This is a genomic window from Pseudoalteromonas luteoviolacea CPMOR-1 (assembly GCF_001625685.1).
In the GTDB taxonomy this organism is placed as follows: Bacteria; Pseudomonadota; Gammaproteobacteria; order Enterobacterales; family Alteromonadaceae; genus Pseudoalteromonas; species Pseudoalteromonas luteoviolacea_K.
The window spans coordinates 90,025-114,403 of sequence record NZ_AUYC01000022.1; the positions used below are offsets into that span (position 1 = coordinate 90,025).

Genomic DNA, 24,379 nt, shown 5'->3' on the forward strand with positions numbered 1-24,379 from the left:
CTAACCAAATTAATAGGTGGATCAGCATGGATACACAATATACAGTAGGACAGTACCTCACTCAAAGACTTGAAGAGCTTGGCCTAGGTCACTTGTTTTCAATCGCGGGGGACTACACCATTGAATGGATCAACAAACATATTGAGCCAAGCAGTATTGAGCTTATTGAAGAGGTCAACGAACTTAACGCAGGTTATGCGGCCGATGGCTATGCCAGATTAAAAGGCATTGGCGCTATGTGCTTTACGTATTCTGCCGGTACCCTCAGCGCGGTAAACGCGGTTGCGGCATCCTATGCAGAGCGAATCCCAGTGGTTGTGGTCAACGGTGCACCGAGCATACAAAAGCGTCTCACTGCCCAACAAACAGGCTTTACGTACCACCATATGATTGATGGCGAAACCGACTTAAATATCTACAAAAATATCACCACAGCAGCAATCAAAATAGATAACCCTGAACTTGCGCCAAGACTGATTGACTATGCACTAACAGAGTGTATTTCACAAAAGCGCCCCGCTTACATAGAGCTACTGGAAGATATGGTAGAACAGCCTTGTGCAGCGCCGCAAGGCAAGCTTACACCGCTTACGCCTATCCCGCTGCAAGACAATGTAGACCAAGCCATTGATAAAATTCAGCAAGCTTTAACACAGGCTGAGCGCCCTATTGTTTGGTTAGGTGCTGAAGTGGACCGCATGGGCCTTCATGAGGAAGCCAACGCTTTAATCAGAAAACTGAACCTACCTTATGTGACAGAGCTCATCAGCAAAGCGGTATTCTCCGAAAACGACCCACTCTTTGCGGGTGTCTTTGATGGTCAAGCCTCTTCTGAGATCACACAAAAACTAGTCAATGAATCAGATTTCATTTTAGCTCTAGGTGTTTGGCTGTCAGATATCAACTCACTGGGCCAGGCGGTTGATTATGATAAAACGGCTCTTATTTCATGGGATACAGTGAAACTGGGCACCTACTTTGTGCCACAGGTGCCATTGGCAAACTTTATCGATGAACTTAATCAAAAGCCACTCTCAAATTTGTCTGCGTGTGCAATCCCAAGCGAAGCACCAGAGAGTAGCGAGCAATTTAGCGGAGATATCAGCTACCAAGGCTTTTATGACTTTATCCAGAGCAAAGAGTACATTAACGACAACGTGCTTATTGGCAGTGACGCCAGCTTAAACTTTTTTGGCAGCCTACTGCTCAAAGTCGGCACACCAAGAGGGTTTGTCGCCCAACCGACTTACTCGTCCATTGGCTACATTGGTCCAGCAGCAACAGGCATGAGCCTTGCTAAACAAGACCACCAGCGTGTATTTGTATTCTCGGGGGATGGTGGATTTCAAATGACCCCCCAGTGTTTGTCCACACAAACCAGATTTAAGCTTAACCCAATTATTTTTGTCATGGACAACGGTGTATACGGTGTAGAGCAGTGGCTATATGATGCGGAAATATTCTCAAGCGATCAGCCCTTCTTTGAGTCATGTATTTTGCACCAGTGGGATTACTGTAAACTTGCCGATGTATTCGGCTGTAAAGGCTGGAAAGCCAATACGTACGAAGAGCTCAACGAGGCAATTTTAGGCGCGCTTGAAAACTTAGACAGCCCTTCATTAATACAAGTTCGCGTGCCACCTAAATCACTCCCCGACAATGCTAAGTGGAAAAAGAAATAAATAACCTCGTTCAGAATGGCGTCGATTAAGGTATATGATCGCTACCTAATAAAGAAAAAACCAGCTTAATGCTGGTTTTTTCTTTTAATGATCAATGAATAACGGATACATTATGACTTTGAATATACTGTAACAACTCTGCACTCAAAGTCGTATTCGTCAAATCAAAGGTTGAACCCACTGTCGATAAATACTCAACACCCGTTATATTATCTAACTGATTCTCAGAGAACTTTAAAGATCTCAATGTCGCTCCATCAGGTATGTGTAGCACTCGAATACCCGTATTTGACAAGTCTAACTGATGCAAATTCACCATATTCTGCTCAAATATAAACTCTGTTAAAGGGTTTGCAGCTAAATTCACTGAGAATAATCTCGGTAGAGTACTCCAAATTACCTCCGAAAGCTGAGCATGACCAGCTTCAAGAAAAAATAACTGCTGATTATTCGTTAAATCTAAACTTGTCAAGAAAGTGGACGTGAGCTCCAAATTAGACAGCTGCTCAAAATACCTCAATTCTAGTTCCTTGAGATTAGTATTGTTCAGTGCCAAATCAGTCAAAGTATACTGGCCGGGCTCTACATTTATGCGCGCTAATGGCGTGTCGGATGCATTAAGTGTATGCAGCTGTGCATTTCCACCTAGCTCTAGCAGAGAAATCGACGTATTTGATAAGTCAACTACCTCAACATCATCAAAATTACGAAGTTCCAACGTAGCAAGTGCTGAGGACGCTGCATTTAAACGCTGTATTTTGTGATCTGTAGTCACCCCCGAAATGTCCTCAACTTTACTGCCGCTAATATTCAAAAGCTCTAACTCAAGATTGTTTGATAAGTCCAAATGAGTGAGTGCTGATTCTCCAACCGATAAAGACCGTAACTTAACTTGATTAGATAAATCTATTTCAGTGACCGATGAATTACTTATATCTAACGTATACAATGAACTTTGAACTGGTAATACGATATTAGAGACTGTCGATGCCTGACTTAAGGATAAGTTTGTCAATTGGTTAAGTTTACTGAGGTTAAGCACCGTATAGTCAACATCATAAAGATGCAGAGACTTCAATTGCGTCATGTTCTCAAGATCTGCTTTCGCTTGTGCAGATAAGCTTGTGTCGTATAATGAAATAGATAGCAAATATTTAAAGTTTTCTATACCAGAAAAACTATCAATCGTACTTGAGTTACAATTGAGAAATGCCAAAAACTGAGGGTAACTTAGGCCTTGACTTTCTACGCAGGATTTAAGCCCAGGATCTTTAATACCCAATGAATCGACTACAGACTGCCCAGAGTCTCGTTCAAAAGACACTGTCAATGTGCAATCAGATACGCTTGGCGCGACTTCGATGAGAGCCTCAGATAAGCTTATTTCCCATAAAAAGCGAGCGTTACAGCCTTCAAAGTCGGCAATACGATAACCTTCATCCGCGAGAATTGTCAGATGAATATAGTTTCCAAAAAGCACGTTTTCTAATGTAGTATCAGCATTTACAGCACCGCCTTGCCCAACTTTAAGAGTGATATCAAAAGTTGGCGCTTGGTATAACCATGTTTGCTGAGTACCTTGCTCACAGCTTTGCCCATCTTCATAGATACATACCTGAACACCCTGTGGTACATACATCACAGGCTTAATCCAATAAGCCCCCTGTGATGTTTGATGAAAGAACTTGCCATCAATATATTTAACTGTATCTTGACTATACATAGCGGGCGAAGAAAGTGACCAATTATATTCATCAACTTGGTTATGATGTCGACTCAGCAGACCCACACCATAGTGCTCACCATCCAGAAAGTAATAGGTGAAATTTTCTATTAAACTTGGGATAAAGTGGTCAACGTGAAGATCTTTACTGTACTGCGCTACATGATATTCACCACCATCGCTGGCCAGTAATGCCATCCCATTTTGCTTTGATATGACTTTAAATTGCTCCGAATGGCTCAACGAACAGTGAGTATAGTCATTATTACAACTCGGAACATAATTCCCTTTTACATAATCATAAAAATACTGAATAGTGAATGTATCTTCTTCAACAATAACATTGCCGAGTGCAGTGTATTTATCGACTGATGCATCATCATTAATGACAAAGCCATGGTAACTATTTGATTCAGGTCCCCACTTGAAGTGCCACTTTCCAACTACCTCATCAAGCGTTAATGACTCCTCCATTGCTTTTGCCATGATACCAACGCCAGTTTTAAAATGCTCTGAGTTATCAAACCAGTGTCGGCCTTGCGTCTCTATTTGAATAAACCCACTGTTTTGTTGAATCGGTTTTAAAATATAAGGGCTCTGAACAATGCCCACAGCGCTCAACTTCAGTTGCCCTGACTCATCAACTTCCCAAGTCAATTCCGTCGGATGTGTTTGAACACCCGCATCTGACACCGCTAAAAAAGTGCCTTGACCATCAGCTTCAAGATTAAGCTCATAATAGGTATCTGAATATTGATATACAAATACCCACTTCCCTACCCAATCAACGACATTGTAGACTGCGCTATCTGCCGTATCATTGAGGGTGACTGGGCCAATTTGACTTGTTAGACCATAGTAATTTAAATCCCCTTCTAGCTCCCAACTCAGAGATTTGCCATCTAGATAATCAAACTTCAACGCGTTGATGGCAACATACAGATCAGTATTTTTAAAAACATCGTTATAGTAATTTTTCAAAACAAAGGATGAAGCGTATTCAAGCTCTACATGAGACTGATACTCCGATAAGGTATGCCAATCAAATTGCACCCTTTTTGAGTTATATACACCCCCAGTGTATTTATACTCCCCTTTACCATTGGGGTAAAAGTCTAATTCATGTAAAAGAGGTAGGTATAACGACGGATCATATAGAAGATGCTGGCCATATATTGGTAATATTTCTTCAAATGTAGCTTCAATGTGACAAGCATCATAAACCGTTTCTGAGTGAAAAAATTCGGAATTCAGCTTCGCTAGTTGAGCAGAATAGTCACGCCCACATATGTTAAGAGAAGAGATGTAGTAATTTTCATCAGCTAAAACACGAAAATTAACACTCTCACCAATAGTCACACTCGCCGTACGCAAATCTATTCGCCCACCGTCAGAAGCTTTAACTGAAATAGGGTAAGTTATTGGTGTTGCAGTATAAGTCGTCGTATTTAACTCATTACATACAGCAGATTGTTCTGATTTTAGACATATGGCAAAGCGAGTATCACCAAGCTCCGTTACTTCGAGATACAACACACTATTGTCAAGTTTTGAGGTTAGCTCATAGTAGCCCTGTCGCTGCTCAAATTGATAGAAGTTAAAGTCACCATGCTTAGCGAGCCTAAAGTGAAGCGCGCAAGGTTCATCCTCATGACAATAATTAACGCTATCAATGATACTGCCGTCTTCACTATATAACTTCAGCGTGTTCTGTAACAGCGCGTCATTAAAAGATGAAGATAGTGCGCCTTCATCATCCCTTACATCAATGAACCTTATCACCTCAAATGTATAATCGCGCTCGAAAAGTCTGGCTGTGAACTTAACAGCTATTCTATCGCCAGCAACACCCAATAATTGATAGGAATATACAGAATTAACAGCACATAACTCGCGGTGCTCACAATTATCATAACGACCTTCCCCATTAAAGGTATAACTATAAGATACAAGCTCACCTGACTCTAATACATACCGCCTTCCTGTGCTAAGCCCGAAATTAACCACCCCTTGCTCATCAATATTAAACACACTGCTTTGAGTGCTCTGTAACCTAGTCCAAGTACGTTGATAATCAAATGTATCAAAGCTCACATCTTGACGCTTTACCATGTAGGCCGTGTATGCATTGGTTATTTGCTCATTTTCTAAGGTATGGCCCATCAAGTGATAACCAAACTCACTGTGCGCGATAAGCTGTAATATTTGAGTGCTTTCACCATCCTTAATTCTGAGTTCAGAACCAGAAATGAGCCATTCGCTTTGGTTAGATGTTTGTCGGTCTATAACTTTACCGCTGTCATCAAATACATACTCGTGATAGACATTTTGAGACACACCAAGTTTAAGGAAAGACCAATCTCCATCTAGCATGTGCTGTGATAATTGTGCAAAACTACTTTTAGTGTAGATTTGTGAGTGAAATGAAAACTGGCGAGGCGTCAACTGAGTCGTGCCATATTCATCGCCAATAAACGTCACTGTTGCCGAGTTATAATGCTCATTTTGCGCGTAAAAATCTAATATAATTGACTTTAAATTTAAGTGGTTATACCCATCCATATGCGCGCTATAGCTCAACAACAAAGGGTCAGAAAAAGTAACCAGAACGCGATTATTTTCACGCTCCCAAGACACTTTATGACGCTCTTCGGCAATATAATAACCGGTGTTGTCATCATTTAACTCAAGGCCAAAATAATAGCCATTTTGATAATCAGGCTCAGTAACCCATAAAACCTCTTCTAAAGTGAGCACAGCAGGTTGTAGTAGATCAGCGTCTGATTTCAACGCGTCAACAGTGCTTTGAACAAGGTCTGGTTGTTCTTCTTTTAATTTAGAGAGAAACTGATTTGATGCCTCTTTGTCTTTTGCCAAATCAAGTGTAGTGACGTGGCTTTCGGGCAAATCCACCGAATCGTTATCAACAATCGCCTTTAATACAGTTGCAATGTCTAACTTTTGTTTGGCACTGATACCTAACCTGCGATTTTCAAGCTGTTCAGCGGAGTCGAATGCGTCATCAAACTCAGATAATAACGCGTATTCAGCAGTTGTTACATTAGTGACATTTACGTCAAATAATTCTTCTGCATTGAGCACTGCATCAGTACCTGCGGCCAAATTTAGTTGAGACAAGGCGCCTAACTGCGAGACAAATTCGACAAAGTCCAGTTGGCCTTGCCCTGTTGCGGTTAGTTTAACCAATTCATGGATGTAGGCTTCTTCACTTTGCTCTAAATTAATCGCAAGTGCATATTCACCCAAATTATTAGCAATCGACGTAAAGACCTTATCACCTATTTGCGCTTGGACATGGGCATGCTCAATAGGCTGATCAGTTACCTTACCCATGATTGTCAATTGGTGTGCAAAAGACTTAATAAGCACAGATTTAGATACCGTTGTTTGGCCCCCAGTTTCATCGATGACTGTCAGGTCAAAAATGAGCGGTACATCTTCTGTTAAGTCCCCAGTTTTAATAACGAGTGTGTCGGTTTCATAACCACTCACCTCGATGCTATCTGGAGTATGACCCGACCACTGGTATGATTTAATGGCCTTACTACTGTTTGCAGTGGCATATAATGAAAAGGTCGATTGTTCAATCGTCTTATCTTGAATGTCAACTGATACCACAGGTGCGTCGATAACGGTGACAACGTGCTTTGCAACGGCTGTCGCGCCGTGTGCATCTGAGACAGTCACCGAAAGTAGGATCGGTGTATCCTGAGTTAAATCAGTACTGCGAATAGTAACATTGGCTTCATTTTCACCGTCAAGGGTGATCTGTGCGTTACCGTTGTGAGACCATGTATAGCTCAGTGATTGGCTTTCTTTGTCGTGTGCTTTGGCAACCAAATTCAGTGCTTGCATTTCTTGCACTAGCACTTGACCCTCAATAGAAACTACTGGTGCACTATTTGTTATCACTGGAGGCTTTACTTCCTCATTGGTGTTTTCTGAAGCACCGCCTCCGCACCCCGCAACCAAGCCCATAACGCCCGCGAGACAAACTCGAATTACCGACCTATACAATTGTATTAACCTCACTAATTTGCACAAAAAGCGCGCAGGTTACACGTAAGTTTAAATATATTCAAGGTTGATTTTTAGACAATTTAAGGCGATTTTTTAAGTTTCTGATTTTGCTGCATAAAGCCATTGAGTTTTTCACTAAGTTAAACAGGCAAGCCACATCATGGTGATTCTAAGTACTAGGCAACAGCGAGGCCTCGCTGTTGCCTATTTGGCATGTATTATTGATAGGTTAAAAACAGTTCATTATCGACATTACATACATCATGCTCAGAGTAATGGCATACTTTTACCCCATCATGGCTGGCGTCAACCACTTGCAAATAATAGTTTTCCCCCTGATTGTCATAAACAATTCTACCCAGTTCATCGAGAATTGCTGAAAACTGACCATCTGGTGTAGTGATAGTTACCGCATTATTACTACTGTCCACATCGGTGCGCCATACTAATTTTGTATCCCCAACCTGCTGACTCAATTTTAAATTTGCTAGCATATAATGCTCAAACTTTTCCAACCCAGTGGAGTTATACTCTACCACTCTCAGCACCGATGATGGAAAAGCATTTGGCACAAACACGGATGTTTCTAAAACATACAATTTGTTGTCGCCTGTTGCGACCAGCTCAAATGTTAAGGATGAGTGCAATGAGCATTCAATTTTATCAATTGAGCAATTTGGATCGATGATATTTTGTTTATAATCCCAAAGGTTTTCCATATATATAACATTACCTTCCACTGAAACATGGTGATAATTAAAATCTGCACCCAGCCTGATCACGCCATTATCATAGACTTCCAACCCGCTCAGTACATCAAAATGATCGCCTTCCTTAAAACGCCATATGCCCACTTTACTTACAATATCAGGGGCTGAAACTTGATGTTTTACCATGGCACCTGTTCCTCTGTTCAAAGGCGTCAGGTAACTCCCAGTGACCAACTGGGTGTTAAATTGAAAGCTGCCATCTAATGCATTCCACACAAAGATACGCATAACATGATTTTGACCATTAAGTTGTTGAAGCTCAAGATAGTCATCGCCAAGCACCCAATTAATTGGGGTCCGACCTAGTGCGTCTATGATTTCTCCATCACCTTGCTCATTTAAGATAAGCTTATATGTCGACAAATAACGTAAAGAAGCTCTGTTCTTACTTTGAGAAAAATAATCAAACTCGTTGCTTCCATACCCCAGTGACCAAGTACCTACCATTTCGGCATGAGTTAATGTGATCTTTTCAAAATCACGTATGTCGTCTAACACCTCTCTCATGCTATCTGAACTTTGAACGATACCCTCTATACTCAATTGACGATGCCATGTTACTTCAACACCTTCAGGGTGGCGCACTAATTCAAAACCAGTAATTTCAATATCATATGAAATACTAGGATCTGAATTGGAGAACTCTTGACCTGCAAATGTTGGTTGTTCTAATTGCGCGGTTAGTCCACCATTGGCCTTTGTTTGCCAAGTAAAGGGGGAATAAAAACCAGACCGAAAGATAGTGCCATCACCAGAAGCAAAGACATTAAAGTCAAAGGAAGAAGGCGCATAAAAACCTTTTCTCACCAAGCGATTTTCACCAACAAACTCATTATACTTTATGAATTTAGCAGTGATATGGCATGACTTCGCTGGTGCGTGAACATAAAACGTCATATTCTGTTCTGTAAAGTAGCCATTACAGCCCGATATTTTACTGACCATATAGCCCGCACTCGGAATGACAGTCAATGACAATGTCTCCCCAAGCCTTGGCTTATCAGTATGCGCGAGCATGCTTCCTTCACCTTCAATCGTAATATTGAAATCTAATTCAGGACCTAGGGTAGTGAATATTGAAGTATTTGACGTATCGCATTGACCATTAGTCGAGCGAATGCACACTTCTTGCTCCGTTGCTGATAACACTTTCACTGACAATACCAATTGCTCACCGGTTTCGTCATTAGACAGCAACATCACTGAGCCTTGCTCTTCAATTCGATAACTCAGCCCTTGATACTCAACCACGGAGTAACATGGCCCACTAGGACAATGCATGTCGAATGTCAGTGTTTCTTCAGCACCATACAGTACTTGTTCCGAACCGAAATGCGACACTTTTTTCAACCGATGTCCATGATTTTGATCACGGGTAAAAAACCTCAACAATGACCGAGATTGATCCTCTACAACACCCGTTGTTTGAAGTTTATTATGATTAACGACCACATCATTGCCATAAACCCCAACCAGTTCAAACTCATCGGTGACGTTATAAATGCAAGATGCTTGACTCACATCACATTGTTCTACGTGTGTGCCATTCCATAAATACTCACCCAGTTCAAGTTTACCTTGCTCCAGTACCCATGCACTAGATCGCCCAAGCTCTGAAAAATAACGATTGTTGTCAAAAAAGAAATACTGCTGTTCATCATATTGTGAACGTGAAATAGACCAACTTCCGGTGACATTTAAAGCATCAAACTCTACATTTTGATGCTTTACAAATACAGCGCCATTTCGTGTATTCAGGTTTTCTGAAACATGGCCTTTCACTATGGTATGTAATTGCCCATTTGCGTACTCTAGAACCTGGTAAGTTAATGTCTTATCGGTACTTTCTAACGTTAACGTATTGCCATTAAGCTGCCACTGCCAAGCAGTATTAGTTGATATTTGATTAGCCGTACCATCTTCTAATAGATCTAATTTTACAGCCTCACCTAAGCTATGCCCCAACAGGTGGTGTTGGAGATGCCAAATTCCAATAAGTTCATCGCGATTAATTGAAAGGTCTGGTACTGTTTTATAAAGGTGTGCAAAAGCCTCTGTAACATCGGTAATTGGTTCTGATAAAAACTCTAAAACCAACCCATGTTGATACGAAACACGTGCAGCAATGAGACCGCTGCGTTCCTCTAAAACATCAAAAGTTAGTGTATTTAGCACTGTTTTGGCGCTAGGACCATAATCAGATTTAATACCCGCAGGTAAGATGGTCACAGGCTCAGCAAAAGATAAAGTAACCGTTTGACCTATTTTTTCCCAATCAAAGCTGCTCACTTCCTCAGCTATAATTTGACCCGTGCCATCGTCATTAAATGACAAGTTGACGAGCAAACCATGCATTGTATTTGGGATTGCTAACGTATAGTCACCCAGCAACTCAGATGTTAAACCAGGCAATAGCGTCGTATCTTTGAGTAAAGCGTCCTCGGCTTTTTTGAGCAGTTCAGGATGTGCCACCTCTAGTTCTGAGTAGAGTTGCGCTGCCCCTGCGGTATCCTCAGCCAGTGCAAGTGTTGAGCTGAACTTTACTGGCATCAGGTCGATATTGTCATCAACTAAAGCTTTAATTAAGGTTGCTAATTTGATCTTATCCGCTGTATCAACCAGCAGCAGTGCATTTTGCAACTGAGCTAGCGAGTCAAAAGCTCCCTCATGCTCGGACAATTGTACATATTCAGCCGTTGTTACATTGGTCACATTGACACCGAATATCTCTGAAGCGTCCAAGACATTATCTTCACCGGCCTTGCTGCGTATCAGACTGACACTTGGCAATTGTGAAATAAACGCTACACGAGACTGTGCACCAACGCCCTGCGCATGCAATTGAACAAGCGTTGACTGACTCGCTTCATCAGCAGCAATATCGAGTGTATATTCTCCTGATGCATTGGCTGTTGTACTAAACGTCTCTTTGCCAACTGTCGCAGTCACTATTGCATTAGGGATTGGCTTATCTGTCACCAGGCCTCTTAATTGGAACGTGATTTCATTTCGTGCGAAGTGCACTGTATGTGAAGCACTCTCTGATGCACCTTGGTTATCTGTTACTGTAACAGTGAAGGTCACTGTCACATCTTGTTGAATATCGGGCGTGCTAAGCGTTAACCGTTCAGTTGCGCTTCCAGAGAGGTTTAGCAATAAATCCGAGTCATGTTGCCACTGATAATTGACAATAGAACCGTCCACATCTGAAGACTTGGCCTGTAATACTATCGGTTGTCGCTCTTGTCCTGTGGATGTGCCCTCTATACCCACAATTGGCGCTTCATTCTTTGGTTCAGGCGTCGGTTGAGGCTCTGGGTTAGGCTGAGGACTAGGTTCAGGCCCTGGATCAGGCGTGATCACAGGTGTTTCCGTCAATGGAGTTTCAGGCTGCTGCTTGTCACCGCCACCACCGCAACCGAGGATCAATAAAGTAAACGCAAATAAACATGCTTTTGAGATTGTAGATGCCACTCGCTTGTTCCCAATTTATGATAAAAATTGCGCGCAGAGTACATGCAACACCTTTCATGTTCAAGAAAGATTATTGTGTCGATAAGAATAAATTAAATTGTTAATAATTGTCCCAACACCACTTTACAGTGATGGCACACGTCATATTTTTAACCCAGCACCTGCAATAAAAAAAGGGCTTACAAAAGCCCCTTTTTCTCATTTACTTTTTTCTGCGCCTTGTGCGTTGGCCTAGAACACGCTTCTTATCCCTTTGCTTTCTCGACTTCGCAGAGTTTTTACGATTGTCTTTGGGCTCTTTAGTTAAATCAGGCTCATATCCCGCCAACCACTGAGGTGTGAGTCGAGTATCGAGCAATACTTCTATTTCTTCCAATAACCACTGTTCATCAATACTCACTAAAGAAATCGATTGGCCGCTGTTTCCTGCACGGCCTGTACGTCCAATACGGTGAATATAATCTTCTGCTACATAAGGCAGTTCTGCATTGATGACATAAATTAATGCTTTAATATCAATACCGCGTGCTGCAACGTCCGTTGCCACAAGCACCCGTGTTTTACCTGATTTGAATTGCTCCAATGCGCGTTCTCGTGCGCCTTGAGACTTATCACCATGGATAGATAGCGTCGCCAAACCATCTTTATTAAGCTCACTTGCATACTCATCTGCACTCTTTTTAGTCCGTGTAAATACCAGCACCTGCTGCCAGTTATTTTTACCAATCAGGTGCGAGATCAGTTCACGTTTTCGGTCTTCATCCACCGCATAAAAAACTTGCTCCACCTTGTCAGCCGTGCTGTTTTGCTGTTCAACACCAACACGCTCTGGCATATTCAGCCACATTTTTATCTGCGTCAGCACGCTCTCATCCATTGTTGCCGAGAACAGCATTGTTTGACGGTTTTCAGGCATTTTACGCATAATGCGTTTAATTTCGCCGATAAAGCCCATGTCCAACATGCGATCAGCTTCATCAAACACCAAGTGAGAAATGGCACTAAGAGACAAAGTTCCTTTGATCATGTGATCTAATAAACGACCTGGCGTGGCAATGACGATGTCGACCCCTTCTTTTAAGATCTTTTCTTGAGGACCAATATTGGCACCGCCATACAAGCAAGCAACCTTTAAATGGCTAAATTTAGCCAAGCGTTTGGTGTCTTTCGCAACTTGTTGCGCCAGCTCTCGAGTCGGTGCAAGTACCAAAGCGCGTACCGCTGGCGTATCAAATTCACTTTCTAATAATGTATTCAAAATCGGCAGCATAAACGCCGCAGTTTTACCTGTGCCGGTCTGAGCTGTAGCCAGTAAGTCTTTACCCTCTAGAATGAGCGGAATACTCAGCGCTTGAATTTGTGTTGGCTCAGTAAACTCTAACTGTGCTAGCGCTTGATTGAGTTCATCTGCAAGATTTAAAGATTGGAAAGACATATGTGCCCGTTAGTACTGCCAAAGATTCGCCCAGTATAACAAACCCAGAACACACTTGTGTACAGTGCAATAAAGTTAACTCTCCATAATTGTGCTGCAATTTTACAATACACTTTATATTTACTTAGTAAAATGGAGTCCTTATGTCAGCGCATGAATTCGATTTAAAACCTGTACCCACAGTAGCAAGGCGCGCATCCATTGCCATGGCGATGTTAATGCTGGGCCTGACTTTTTTCTCCGCGAGTATGTGGACAGGTGGCAAACTCGGCGTTGGTTTATCACAAGCTGACTTCATAACTGCTGTTGTTGCTGGCAACCTTATTCTCGCTGTATACACTGCATTTTTAGCTTATATCGGCGCAAAAACAGGGCTTTCGACCCATTTACTTGCGCGCTTTTCTTTTGGCTTAAAAGGCTCTTGGCTGCCATCCGCACTCCTTGCTGGCACACAAGTTGGTTGGTTTGGCGTTGGTGTCGCCATGTTTGCGCTGCCTGTGAGCAAAATTACCGGATTTGATATTGACTGGCTCATTCTCATTGCGGGAGCATTAATGACCGCAACGGCGTATATTGGGATCTCTGCCCTCATGGTACTCTCAATGATAGCAGTGCCAGCCATCGCCGTACTTGGCGGGTTCTCAGTGTGGATAGCCATTGATGATGCAGGCGGGTTATCAGGTTTGGCAGCTCAGCCTATCACTTCACCACTGAGTCAAACTCAAGCGATCGCTCTGGTAGTAGGCTCGTTTATCTCTGCGGGCACACTCACAGCAGATTTTATGCGCTTTGGCAAAAATGCTAAAAAAGCAGTGCTGATCACAGTTATCGCATTTTTAATCGGTAACAGCTTAATGTTCGTATTTGGTGGTGTAGGCGCTGCAACAACAGGCAAATCGGATGTTTCGGAGGTGTTGATGCTGCAAGGGTTATTACTGCCCGCAGTGATTGTGCTGGGTCTAAATATTTGGACCACCAATGATAATGCGCTTTATGCGTCTGGACTTGGGTTTGCCAATATCACCGGGCTTTCAAGCAAATACCTTAGCGTCATCAATGGTCTCATAGGCACACTTTGCGCATTGTGGCTCTACAATCATTTTGTTAGCTGGTTAACCTTTCTATCGGCAGCAATTCCCCCTATTGGTGGTGTGCTGATCACGCACTACTTGACCCATAAAACGCACTATCAAAATATGCAAAATGCACAGTGCCAGACAGTAAATTGGGCTGCCATCATCAGCGTTTTTATCGGTATCGCTGCGGGCCATTGGCTACCAGGGATCACCCCTGTAAATGCCGTGATAGCCAGTGCTATCAGCTTTTTCTTGCTAAGTAAAACGGCATTTGGTCGCTTAAAGCATCAATAACTCAGCTCCTGAAGCGCGTGTTCCAATCGCGCTTCAACTTCACTTTTACATTATCAACACCACAACACTCTTGTTACTTATTTTTAATAAGTGATTGTAAAGCTTTTAGAAAATGCCTCTACTGCGACAATTTGTCACATCTCAAACAAGGTCAACTTCATTATACTCGCCGCAGTTTTTTTCAGAGTTTTCTTTATGTTTTCGTATTCAAAATTATCTCTTGCGCTGCTCGGCCTTGGCCTCTCTCATGTTGTTTCTGCGCAGCAAACACCCCATATTGAACGTGTTGAAGTAACGGGTTCTAAAATTCAAGATATCGATTTAGAGTCAGCTAGCCCAGTAACCACATTAACCGCTGAAGATCTTGCAATAACCGGTATGTCTAACTTAGAAGAGGTATTGCAAAGCTTAAGTGCATCAGCAGGTCCGGCAGGAAATGCCACTAATGCCTACTGGACTAGCAATGGCTACGCCACCGCGCAAGTCAACCTGCGCGGCATGGGCATTAAACGCACTCTGGTTTTACTTAACGGCAAGCGCCTCGTAGCAGGAGGCACAGGTGCCAATGACAGCCCAGATCTTAATATGATCCCAATGGGACTCGTTGAGCGCATTGATATTTTAAAAGATGGCGCTTCAGCGATATATGGTGCCGATGCTGTCGCGGGTGTGGTCAATATCATCACCAAGTCTAATTTTGAAGGCACGACACTTGTTGCAAAAGTAGGTCAAAGCAGCAAAAAAGATGCCGAGAATGCAGAGCTAAACCTGTCTTATGGTACTGCATTTGATAAAGGCCATGTCACCGTTAATATCAATTATGTCGACAACGGTAACGCCTTGCAATCCACCCGTAACCTCTGCCCATTAAGCGAAGTGGATAGCGAGTTTGTGTGTATTTCATCTGGTTCAACCATTGGCGGGCGCGCACTGTTGGCTGATGGGCAAGAAGTGCAATTTAACCAAGTCGCTGGCCAAAATGGCGATCACTTTGAAGCCTATGACAATGACAAGCACGGCTACAATTGGTTTGAAGCGCTCAATGCATACAGTCCAATGCAGCGCCTGAATTTAGCGACTTTTGTCTCTTACGAGCTTTCCGACTCTATTGTGCTTGATACATCTGTGCTTTACGCTAATCGACAGTCAGATCAAGTCGTCACACCGAGAGGGTTTAACTCTGTCAACGTTTCTAAGTTGTTTGCTTACAACCCAACTGGACAAGATCTCACGTTAAAGCGTCGTCGAAATATTGAAGTCCCCAACCCTGAGTTCTATCAAGAAACCAATACCACGCAAACCACATTTGCACTCTCTGGCACACTAGCAAATAACTGGTTATGGCAGGCAAGCTATAATTGGGGCAGAAATACCGGAACCGATGGCTGGAGCTATGATTTTAACGATGCCAAAGTTGCGCAAACACTCGATGCAAATGTATGTAGCACAGCAAGTAATGCCGCCATTCCCTGTGGAGACTATTTTGGTATCGGTGAATTAACCTCAGACGTCATAGACTATGTGACTTACCAACGCGAAGGAACGGGTGGCAACCAACTTCAATCTCTTAGTTTTGATTTGACGGGCGATATCACCGAGCTTAAAGCAGGCAGCTTAGCCTTTGCAACGGGTATCACTCTACGTAAAGAAAAAGGCTGGCGTGACCCAGATCCGATTGCAATGCAAAACGGCGAAGAAGATGCAATTTCTGGTGACTCCGAAGTCAAAGAAGCATTTTTGGAGCTGTCCATCCCACTTTTAAGTGACTTACCCTACGCGCAATCCGTTAAAACGGATGTCGCGCTGCGCTACTCTGATTATCAACATTTTGATGCCGAAACCACCTATAAACTGGGCCTAACTTGGCGTGTTAACGACCAATGGCTGTTACGAGGCGTCCGCTCTAGTGCATTTAGAACACCAACCATTACCGAACAATTTGGCGGCACCAACATCGAAAACCTCATCACTATGGACCCATGCGATGGCGCAACAGGCATGATTTTAAATAACTGTCTCGCAGCTGGCGTACCTAGTAGCTTTGTACAAGATGGCTCAACAATTCGTACAGGTGTGGGCGGCAACACCGAGGTCGGCCCGGAAACTGCGAACACCTTTACACTGGGTGTGGTATACCAAAACGCATTATTTTCAGCCACGCTAGACTATTTTGATATTGACGTTGATAACGCCATCAATAGTGTGTCTGGCTCTAATATGCTGCGCCTTTGCTACAGCGATCCACTCGCCTACAAAGCCTATTGCGATAGCATTACTAGAGACGCTATTACACACCAAGTCACCTTGCTTGAAAAGCGCCCCATGAACGCCGCCAGTGAGCAAGTCTCTGGAATAGATTTAAACATCAAATTTGCGTCTAATTATAAGCATGTCGACTACAAACTCACTTGGGATACAACGCGCTTGCTCAAGCATGAAAACACCGCTTTCGACGGCGCAGAAACCGAAGTGTTACTTGGCAAAATCACCTCAGACAGGGGCAGCTTTGCGAAGTGGAAGTCTAATCTAACTGCCAATGTCGCTGCTGCACAGTGGCAAGGCAGCTATAGCATTCAGTATATCGGTAAAGCCCAAGACGAAAACGAAGGCGGTCCAATTGGCAGCCAAGTACCCAGTATCCTTTATCATGATGTGCAATTGGGTTATGCGGTATCTGACTCACTTGTTGTGTCCTTGGGCATAGACAACTTATTTGATAAGCGACCGCCATTTTTGACCTCTTGGAATGATGCCAATACAGATGTATTTACTTACGACACGGTTGGCAGACGCGGCTATCTCAAAGCCACTTATCAGTTTTAAGCGCCTTTGGTGACAAGCATACGCTTGTCACCACCTCACTGCGTCATATAACCTTCACATCCTACCTGTTCATTTCGGTATGACGGCATGTTAAATAACTTGTTAATATAAATATAATTTGGCCTAACAAGGATAACAACATGCCACCCGCTTTAATTGAAATAGGTTTACCCATCGCGCTCATTTTTATCATGGCTGGCGTTGGGTTAAGCTTAAAACTTACAGACTTTCAGCGTGTATACCTGCAACCAAAAAGCTTTTTCATCGGTGCTTTTTGTCAGCTACTGTTACTGCCTGTACTCGCGATTGCCGTGATTGCCTTAACAGGGCTTACAGGAGAGCTTGCCATTGGTTTATTTATCTTAGCCCTGTGCCCTGGCGGTACAACCTCAAATTTATACAGCTATTTGGCCAAAGGAGACGTTGGGCTCTCTGTGTCTTTAACTGCTGTTGTGGGCTTTATTACCCCATTTACCCTGCCCTTTTTAGCGGCATGGGCAATTGGTTATTACGGCAAAAATGACACCTTGATTGAGTTTCCAATTCTAAAAGCTTGGCTACAACTCATTGTTGTCGGTGTTGTGCCGGTCTTAATTGGTATGGCGATTAATGCCAAATGGCCCGAATTTGCAAAAAAAGCAAGCCCGTATATTAGTTGGTTTTCTGTTGCGGTATTGCTTTTAGTGATCATCAGTATTTGCTTTAAATTAGGTGATAAACTAATTGATTATCTTGTCATGGCAGGCCCTGCCGTTATCGCGTTAAATTTGCTATCTATGGTCGCAGGGTTATTAGTCGCCCATTTTTTACTGTATAACGCCACGCAAACACGGACCATTACTTTAGAGGTCGGTTTACAAAACGGGACATTAGCACTTCTGGTGACAACCGGCTTATTAAATAGTGAAGTCATGTCGATTGCGCCAAGTATTTACGGCCTATTTATGTTCATCAGTGCGGGGCTTTATACCGCTTGGGCAATCAAAAAAGCATAAGACTCGCAGTGTAATCAGAGGAAATAGTGTCGTTTGTTATTTGATACTATTCTCCTCCTGCATCAAGATAAAATGTTTCTCGTTACACTCTCTAAAATTCGCATTTTGCATTACTAGATTGCAAACATCCAATTACCACGTACAGCTAAAAACCACCTAAAAGTTATAAGTGGCTAACATATATAAACATTTTCAAAACGTCCATCATGGCATGAGTTTCGCTCATCTCTATACACGCTAGATAAATTGCCATGGTTGCATCACAATGAAATTAGATAAGAGAGAGCTGTCTTTACAAACAATGTATTTAAAGCATGGACTGCTCCCTTTTCAAAACATGTATACACAGCAAATGATTGAGAAATGGAATGGGTTGTTAGATCCCATTTTTCATGACCGTCAATCGCCGGAAACTAGTTATGTGTACTCAGGTGAGCTTGTTGAACTCGGCATTCTCGATGATGTGTTAAACAACAAATTGCTCAGCGCTATTACCGTGCTGGACCCTTGCCCCATACTTTTTCAATGCCACTGCTTTGAGATAGATTGGAGTCAAGCGATTAGCCAAACTCATTGTGACCTGTTAGAGGGCTGGCACAAAGACCATCGTGACCCAAATATCAAATCGGTTTATGGCTGCCGACCATTCTCAATATATATCTATCTTAATGATGTCAAACAGACCAATGAAGGTGCTTTTGAGATTATACCTGGATATGCAACAGGCCCGCTTGAAAGTAATCTAAACTACTGTAATTTAAAGGGGCGCAAAGGCACCTGCTTTTTATGGAATCGAGATTTATACCACCGCCTACATGAAAAGAACGGTTCAACAAAGCAACGTGTTTTAAAACTATCTGTGCAGACCAATGGCTGGGCACACTCAAAAGCACAGCTAGATGGGTTTCATCAAACTCGCGCTTTATTAAACAATGCAAACCCAGCGCTCTCATATTTATTTGGCAGTCACTATAATAACAATCTCGCAATCCAAACGATCCCTTTTGCGCGAAAAGGTCAGCTACCTCAAATAATGCCTATAGATTACTCAAGAAAAACACACATGCCTTCCAGGGCGTCAGTGATGTTTCGTCGCTTTAAAAGCAAAGTTGACCAAGCATTAGGATTTTAGCCTCGAAAAAGGGGCTGATATTCAATATGTCATCAACATGATGAAATTATAAGCCTCACAATCACACAGCTAAAAGTAAATTCAGGGTTAAGTGAGAAAATAGCGACTATCATTGCTAATGATAGCAGGATGTAACCGATCGATATGAAAAGACAGTCGATGGATCATGTGAGTATTTAGCAAAGCCATTTTTACACATGCAGCTTTTTACTTGATCTTAGGCTAAGGAGACTCAATGACAGTGCATAAATCCCAGCAACGCCACACTCACGTCAAACAACTGCTTGGCAAGATGGACCCCGAAGTTGCCGCCAGCTTTACCTATAAACAGCGAAAAGCGCTGGATAAAGTCATTAATACGCGAGGTTGGAATAATCACCAGATTGACTTTAGGCCGACGCTCGCCTTTCCATTTTTACCATGGAGTTTTTATATCGTCTTTCTTGGCGGTGTGAATAAGCGCAGCTTAAACTCAACGGAGCGCTTTACTGCTGCCATGGTATTTGTAACTGCATTAACCATTGTTGGAATGATGGTCCTCGGGCTTGTTTTCGTTATCTTGTATTTACTGAAATCTTGGCTGGGCATTGATCTTTTCCCTAATGAATCTTTGGGCGTGTGGGACCAATTTAAAGATTTATTTAAATAGCACCGGTCAAGTTTTAATCTAAATACTTTATTCTCTCGTATAGCAGGTTGAGCTAATAATGGAGCCCTAGCCATGAATATTAAATTACTCTCTTTTGGTTGCTGTTGTTTAGTACTCTCTCCAATCTGCAGCGCAAAACATGATTGGTTTGTCAAGCCTTACGTTGGACTGAGTCAGATGTCAGATATGACGCTCGTCGCACAAAATGTAGAAAGTCAGACGGGCAATAGCGATATACAACTTGATGGCGGGTTTGTATCAGGGCTTGGTGTCGGTTATGTCATACATAACAATTTGGCGATAGAGTTGGCATGGGAGTATCGAAGCAATGAATCAACAACCGCATTGCCATCTAATAATTCCCTCTATGAAGGCAACATCGCTTCAAATCTATTTTTTCTAAATACTTACTATGTATTCAATACACCTAGCTCATGGCAGCCTTATATTGGCGCTGGGGTAAGCTGGGCACAAGAAGTAGACATTGATTTAGAAGAGCAAGGATCTGAGCGCTCCTACTCCAGTGATGGCGACACCGGATACCAAGTATTTGCTGGTATGTTGTTCAAAGTAGATGATGCTTGGTCTTGGCAAGGCGAAATCCGGTATGGGCAAATGAAAGATATAACACTCAATGCAGAAAGCGGCACAGGTGAATTCAATAACCTTGATTACGATACGCTAACGCTACAACTGTCGGCTGTTTACCACTTTTGATTAGACAGAGCGTAAAATAATTCAGTGAGCAACAATTTAGTCGTCGCTCACTGAGAATAAATACAACTAGTCTCGCTCAAATACCAATGGCATTGCGTTGTCTTTTACTTCAATGACCGCGCCATCTTTGTAAACACATTGACCATTAACAAACGTATAGCGGATCTGATGAGAGAACTGATGCCCCACAAACGGTGACCACTGGCAATGATACAACGTATTGTCATGACGTACAGTTTCTCCTGCTTTCGCACTCACCACAGCTAAGTCGGCAAAGTACCCTTCTCTGACAAAACCTCGCTGCTGCACTTTGTATCGTTTAGCAGGGTTATGCGCTGTTTTTTCAACTACTTGAGTCAAGCTCATGGTGCCACGTTTCACTTGGTCAAATAAAGTCAGCAGCGCGTGCTGTACTAGGGGAAGACCCGCAGGGGCTTGCGCGAATGCTTGCTGTTTTTCATCCCAAGTATGTGGTGCATGATCTGTTGCTATGATATCTAAACGACCATCATTTAGAGCGTTTATCAAAGCAAGTCTGTCTGATTCCGCTTTAATGGCAGGATTGCACTTGATCAAATTCCCCAATTTGCCGTAATCATCCTGATTAAACCATAAATGATGCACACAGGCTTCTGCGGTAATTTGCTTATTATCAATTGGCCCTGGGGCAAATAAATCCAGCTCTTTAGCAGTCGTCAAATGAAGTACATGCAGTTGAGTGCCATATTTTTTGGCAAGACTCACCGCATAAGAAGACGACTCATAACATGCATTGGCATCACGAATAACAGGGTGGTCTTCGATGGTCAGCACTCGGTCACCCAGCTTTGCCAAATTATCGCTGATCACATCTCCCTTTTCACAGTGCGTAGCAATCAGTACCGGGCACTCTCTAAAAATCGCTTCAAGGGCACTTGGGTGCTCAACCAGCAGGTCGCCTGTAGATGCGCCCATAAATACTTTCACACCACATATAAAACTTGGATCACAGGCTTTAATTTCATCTAAGTTATCTGGTGTTGCCCCCAAATAAAACGAATAGTTAGCTACTGATGTTTCTGCAGCAATGTGATGCTTTTGAACCACAGCCAATTTATCCGTCGTTGCCGGGCTCACATTGGGCATTTCCATAAAACTTGTAATGCCACCAGCAACGGCGGCGCGAGATTCAGTGCCTATAGTGCCCTTCCAAGCAAGGCCGGGTTCTCTGAAGTGCACTTGATCATCAATCATGCCCGGAATTAAAAAGTCTCCTTGCAAGTCGATAACTTGGTCCATATCCGTTGGTGTAATACTGCTGGCAATTTTATCAATCCTTTGCCCGATAATTCGTACATCACAGTGCTCAACTTGACCTTCATTTATCAGCTGAGCATTTTTTAATAGAATATTCGACATTTCTATTTCACCTTAAGACACGCGTTAACAATAAAATTTTCTGTGGCATTTATAAATAAAAGCAATTTAGGCGTTCGATGCCGCCTCTTCTTCCAGTGCCTGACAATCTGTGCAAATACCTTGAAACTCAAACTGAGGTGAGTTTAATTGATAGCCATGCGATTGAATTTGCGCAGATAATTGCGCCATTAGCTCAGCAGGCATATGCACTTCTTCTACTTTTTGGCACAGGGAGCAAATTAAAAACTGAGTATGTGGATGAGGTTTATGACAATCGATATGCGTACAGCAGATGTATTTGTTGACGGTATCCAGCTTATGGACCAAATCAGCTGCAACTAACAAATCTAAGATACGATAAATGGAGACAGCTGGCAAAGTCAGTCCCAAATTTTGCTTACAATACTGAACCAGATCATAGGGTGATAGCGCTTTGCCCGCCATCTTTAACCCCTTGAAAATAGCTATTCTTTTTTCAGTAGGCTTGATACCTGCGTAATTAAAAATTTCGACAAACTCACTTTCTTGGTTATTTTTATTATTTTTTTGACTCATAAGACCCTATTTACTTGCCACCCAACACTTAATGTTACAATATAACATATCACAAAATACCTAAATGAATCACTTATTTTCGTGCAATCCACCGTTATGCCACGAAAAAAACATAAGACATGGGTAAAATAATTACGTTAACGACTTTGGGAGTAGTAAGCATGGTCACACGTAGACAATTTACTAAAGGGACAGTTGCACTTGCATTTGTCGGGTTGAACAACAGTATCTTGGGTTGCGCGCAAAAGCGTTCTATCACCCCCACACCAACAACCACAGGTTATGGCCCGCTCATCAAAGACCCCAAAGGCCTGTTGGACTTACCTGATGGGTTTAGTTACCAAATTATCTCTAGTTTGCATGACAAAATGGATGATGGGCTCAGTGTGCCAGACAATGCTGATGGCATGGGGTGTATCGGATTAGATGAAAAACGCGTCGCTTTAATCAGAAACCATGAACTGAGCCCAAAACATTTAAAAAATGCGGCACCAGATATTGCTGCGCATCGTACCAATAACGCTTATGACAGCTTAAATAAAGACATTGCACTGCCCGGGGGCACCACAACCATGGTGTATAACCTTGAGACTCAGCGTATTGAACAGCAATATTATAGTCTCGTTGGCACTATTAGAAATTGTGCTGGCGGGACAACCCCTTGGGGCACATGGCTTACCTGCGAAGAAACGGTACAACTGGCTGGAGATGGACTGAATAAAGATCATGGTTACATCTTTGAAGTGCCAGCAAATCAACAAGGGTTAACTCAACCGGTACCGCTTGTGGATATGGGCCGATTTAACCATGAAGCTGCCGCAGTAGACCCAAGAACAGGGACTGTTTATTTAACCGAAGACCGAGGTGATGGTCTCTTCTATCGCTTTATTCCTAAACAAAAAGGCCAATTGGCGTTAGGCGGTACTTTGCAAGCCCTCGTGGTTAAAAACACACCACATTTTGACACCCGTAACTGGACACAAGCTGACATGCCTTTATCAACTTGGTTCGAGACCGAGTGGATCACCTTGGATAACCCGCAAAGTCCTGAAGATGACCTGCGGCTGCGCGGTTATGATTTAGGTGCAGCTGTATTTGCACGAGGCGAAGGTATTCATTTTGGCGACAATGAGCTTTATTTTTGTTGCACCAATGGCGGAGAAAAACAACTAGGGCAAATCATGCGTTATCTACCTTCAGCCTATGAAGGCACCGCACAAGAAACCAAGCATCCGGGTCAAATTCAATTGTTTTTAGAGAGCAGTGATAAATCACTGTATGACTTTGGCGACAATCTTACGGTCACACCGCAAGGACACCTACTGGTGTGCGAGGACCAATATACTTTATTGCCAGACAATCATCTACGTGGTGTGTCGCCCAAGGGCGAAGTATATCCGTTTGCTAAACTGCGCGCTAAAACTGAGCTTGCAGGCGCCTGCTTTTCTCCTGATGGGTCAACCTTATTCGTCAATATCTATTCGCCCACCAAGACCTTGGCAATTCGAGGAGATTGGTCAAGCTATCAAGCTTAATTTGAAGAAAATTGCAGCCAGTTTTTTCAGCAACTGCTGGCTGCAAACGTGATTTTAAAATTCAAATAGGCCAGTAAATT

The 24,379-nt window shown here is 42.7% G+C and carries 13 protein-coding genes; 8 read left to right on the top strand and 5 right to left on the bottom strand.

Translation table 11 applies throughout. The features are described 5' to 3' along the window. Positions 1-26 precede the first annotated feature (26 nt). The gene (locus N473_RS09355; protein WP_063367678.1) at positions 27-1,682 is read left to right on the top strand and encodes an alpha-keto acid decarboxylase family protein; all 1,656 of its coding nucleotides are present in this window, start codon (positions 27-29) and stop codon (positions 1,680-1,682) included. A 91-nt stretch (positions 1,683-1,773) separates the two neighbouring features. On the opposite strand, the gene N473_RS09360 is transcribed toward N473_RS09355, so the two are convergent. From N473_RS09360 to N473_RS09370, 3 genes are all read right to left on the bottom strand, one after another. Then, complete coding sequence (locus tag N473_RS09360; protein WP_155735566.1) at positions 1,774-7,443, bottom strand: leucine-rich repeat domain-containing protein; 5,670 nt, start codon at positions 7,441-7,443, stop codon at positions 1,774-1,776. Positions 7,444-7,664: 221 nt separating this feature from the next. After that, positions 7,665-11,690: a PKD domain-containing protein gene (locus tag N473_RS09365; RefSeq protein ID WP_063367680.1), complete on the bottom strand. Its 4,026-nt coding sequence runs from the start codon at positions 11,688-11,690 to the stop codon at positions 7,665-7,667. A gap of 202 nt (positions 11,691-11,892) precedes the next feature. Further along, positions 11,893-13,125, bottom strand: coding sequence for a DEAD/DEAH box helicase (locus tag N473_RS09370; protein ID WP_063367681.1), 1,233 nt, complete (start codon positions 13,123-13,125; stop codon positions 11,893-11,895). A 143-nt stretch (positions 13,126-13,268) separates the two neighbouring features. Between N473_RS09370 and codB the strand changes: the two genes are divergently transcribed. The 6 genes from codB to N473_RS09400 all read left to right on the top strand — a co-directional run bounded on the left by codB (position 13,269) and on the right by N473_RS09400 (position 20,811). Beyond that, on the top strand, positions 13,269-14,495 hold the full coding sequence (codB, locus tag N473_RS09375; protein WP_063367682.1) for a cytosine permease: 1,227 nt from the start codon (positions 13,269-13,271) through the stop codon (positions 14,493-14,495). A gap of 195 nt (positions 14,496-14,690) precedes the next feature. Continuing rightward, complete coding sequence (locus N473_RS09380; RefSeq protein WP_063367683.1) at positions 14,691-17,318, top strand: TonB-dependent receptor domain-containing protein; 2,628 nt, start codon at positions 14,691-14,693, stop codon at positions 17,316-17,318. A gap of 140 nt (positions 17,319-17,458) precedes the next feature. Continuing rightward, complete coding sequence (locus N473_RS09385) at positions 17,459-18,313, top strand: bile acid:sodium symporter family protein (protein ID WP_063367684.1); 855 nt, start codon at positions 17,459-17,461, stop codon at positions 18,311-18,313. 265 nt (positions 18,314-18,578) lie between these two features. After that, entirely contained in the window at positions 18,579-19,445 is an 867-nt protein-coding gene (locus tag N473_RS09390; protein ID WP_063367685.1) for a hypothetical protein, read from the top strand. A gap of 235 nt (positions 19,446-19,680) precedes the next feature. Next, the gene (locus tag N473_RS09395) at positions 19,681-20,094 is read left to right on the top strand and encodes a hypothetical protein (protein ID WP_039607893.1); all 414 of its coding nucleotides are present in this window, start codon (positions 19,681-19,683) and stop codon (positions 20,092-20,094) included. Positions 20,095-20,166: 72 nt separating this feature from the next. Beyond that, positions 20,167-20,811, top strand: a complete 645-nt coding sequence (locus N473_RS09400; protein ID WP_063367686.1) for an outer membrane protein — start codon at positions 20,167-20,169, stop codon at positions 20,809-20,811. Positions 20,812-20,877: 66 nt separating this feature from the next. Here the strand turns inward: N473_RS09400 and N473_RS09405 are convergent, their stop codons facing one another. Both N473_RS09405 and N473_RS09410 read right to left on the bottom strand, forming a co-directional pair. Beyond that, positions 20,878-22,209: a dihydroorotase gene (locus tag N473_RS09405; RefSeq protein ID WP_063367687.1), complete on the bottom strand. Its 1,332-nt coding sequence runs from the start codon at positions 22,207-22,209 to the stop codon at positions 20,878-20,880. A 66-nt stretch (positions 22,210-22,275) separates the two neighbouring features. Next, complete coding sequence (locus N473_RS09410; RefSeq protein WP_063367688.1) at positions 22,276-22,764, bottom strand: Fur family transcriptional regulator; 489 nt, start codon at positions 22,762-22,764, stop codon at positions 22,276-22,278. A gap of 161 nt (positions 22,765-22,925) precedes the next feature. On the opposite strand from N473_RS09410, the gene N473_RS09415 reads away from it, so the two are divergent. Further along, a complete protein-coding gene (locus N473_RS09415; protein WP_063367689.1) occupies positions 22,926-24,299 on the top strand; it encodes an alkaline phosphatase PhoX in 1,374 nt (457 codons plus the stop codon). The last annotated feature ends 80 nt before the right edge of the window (positions 24,300-24,379 follow it).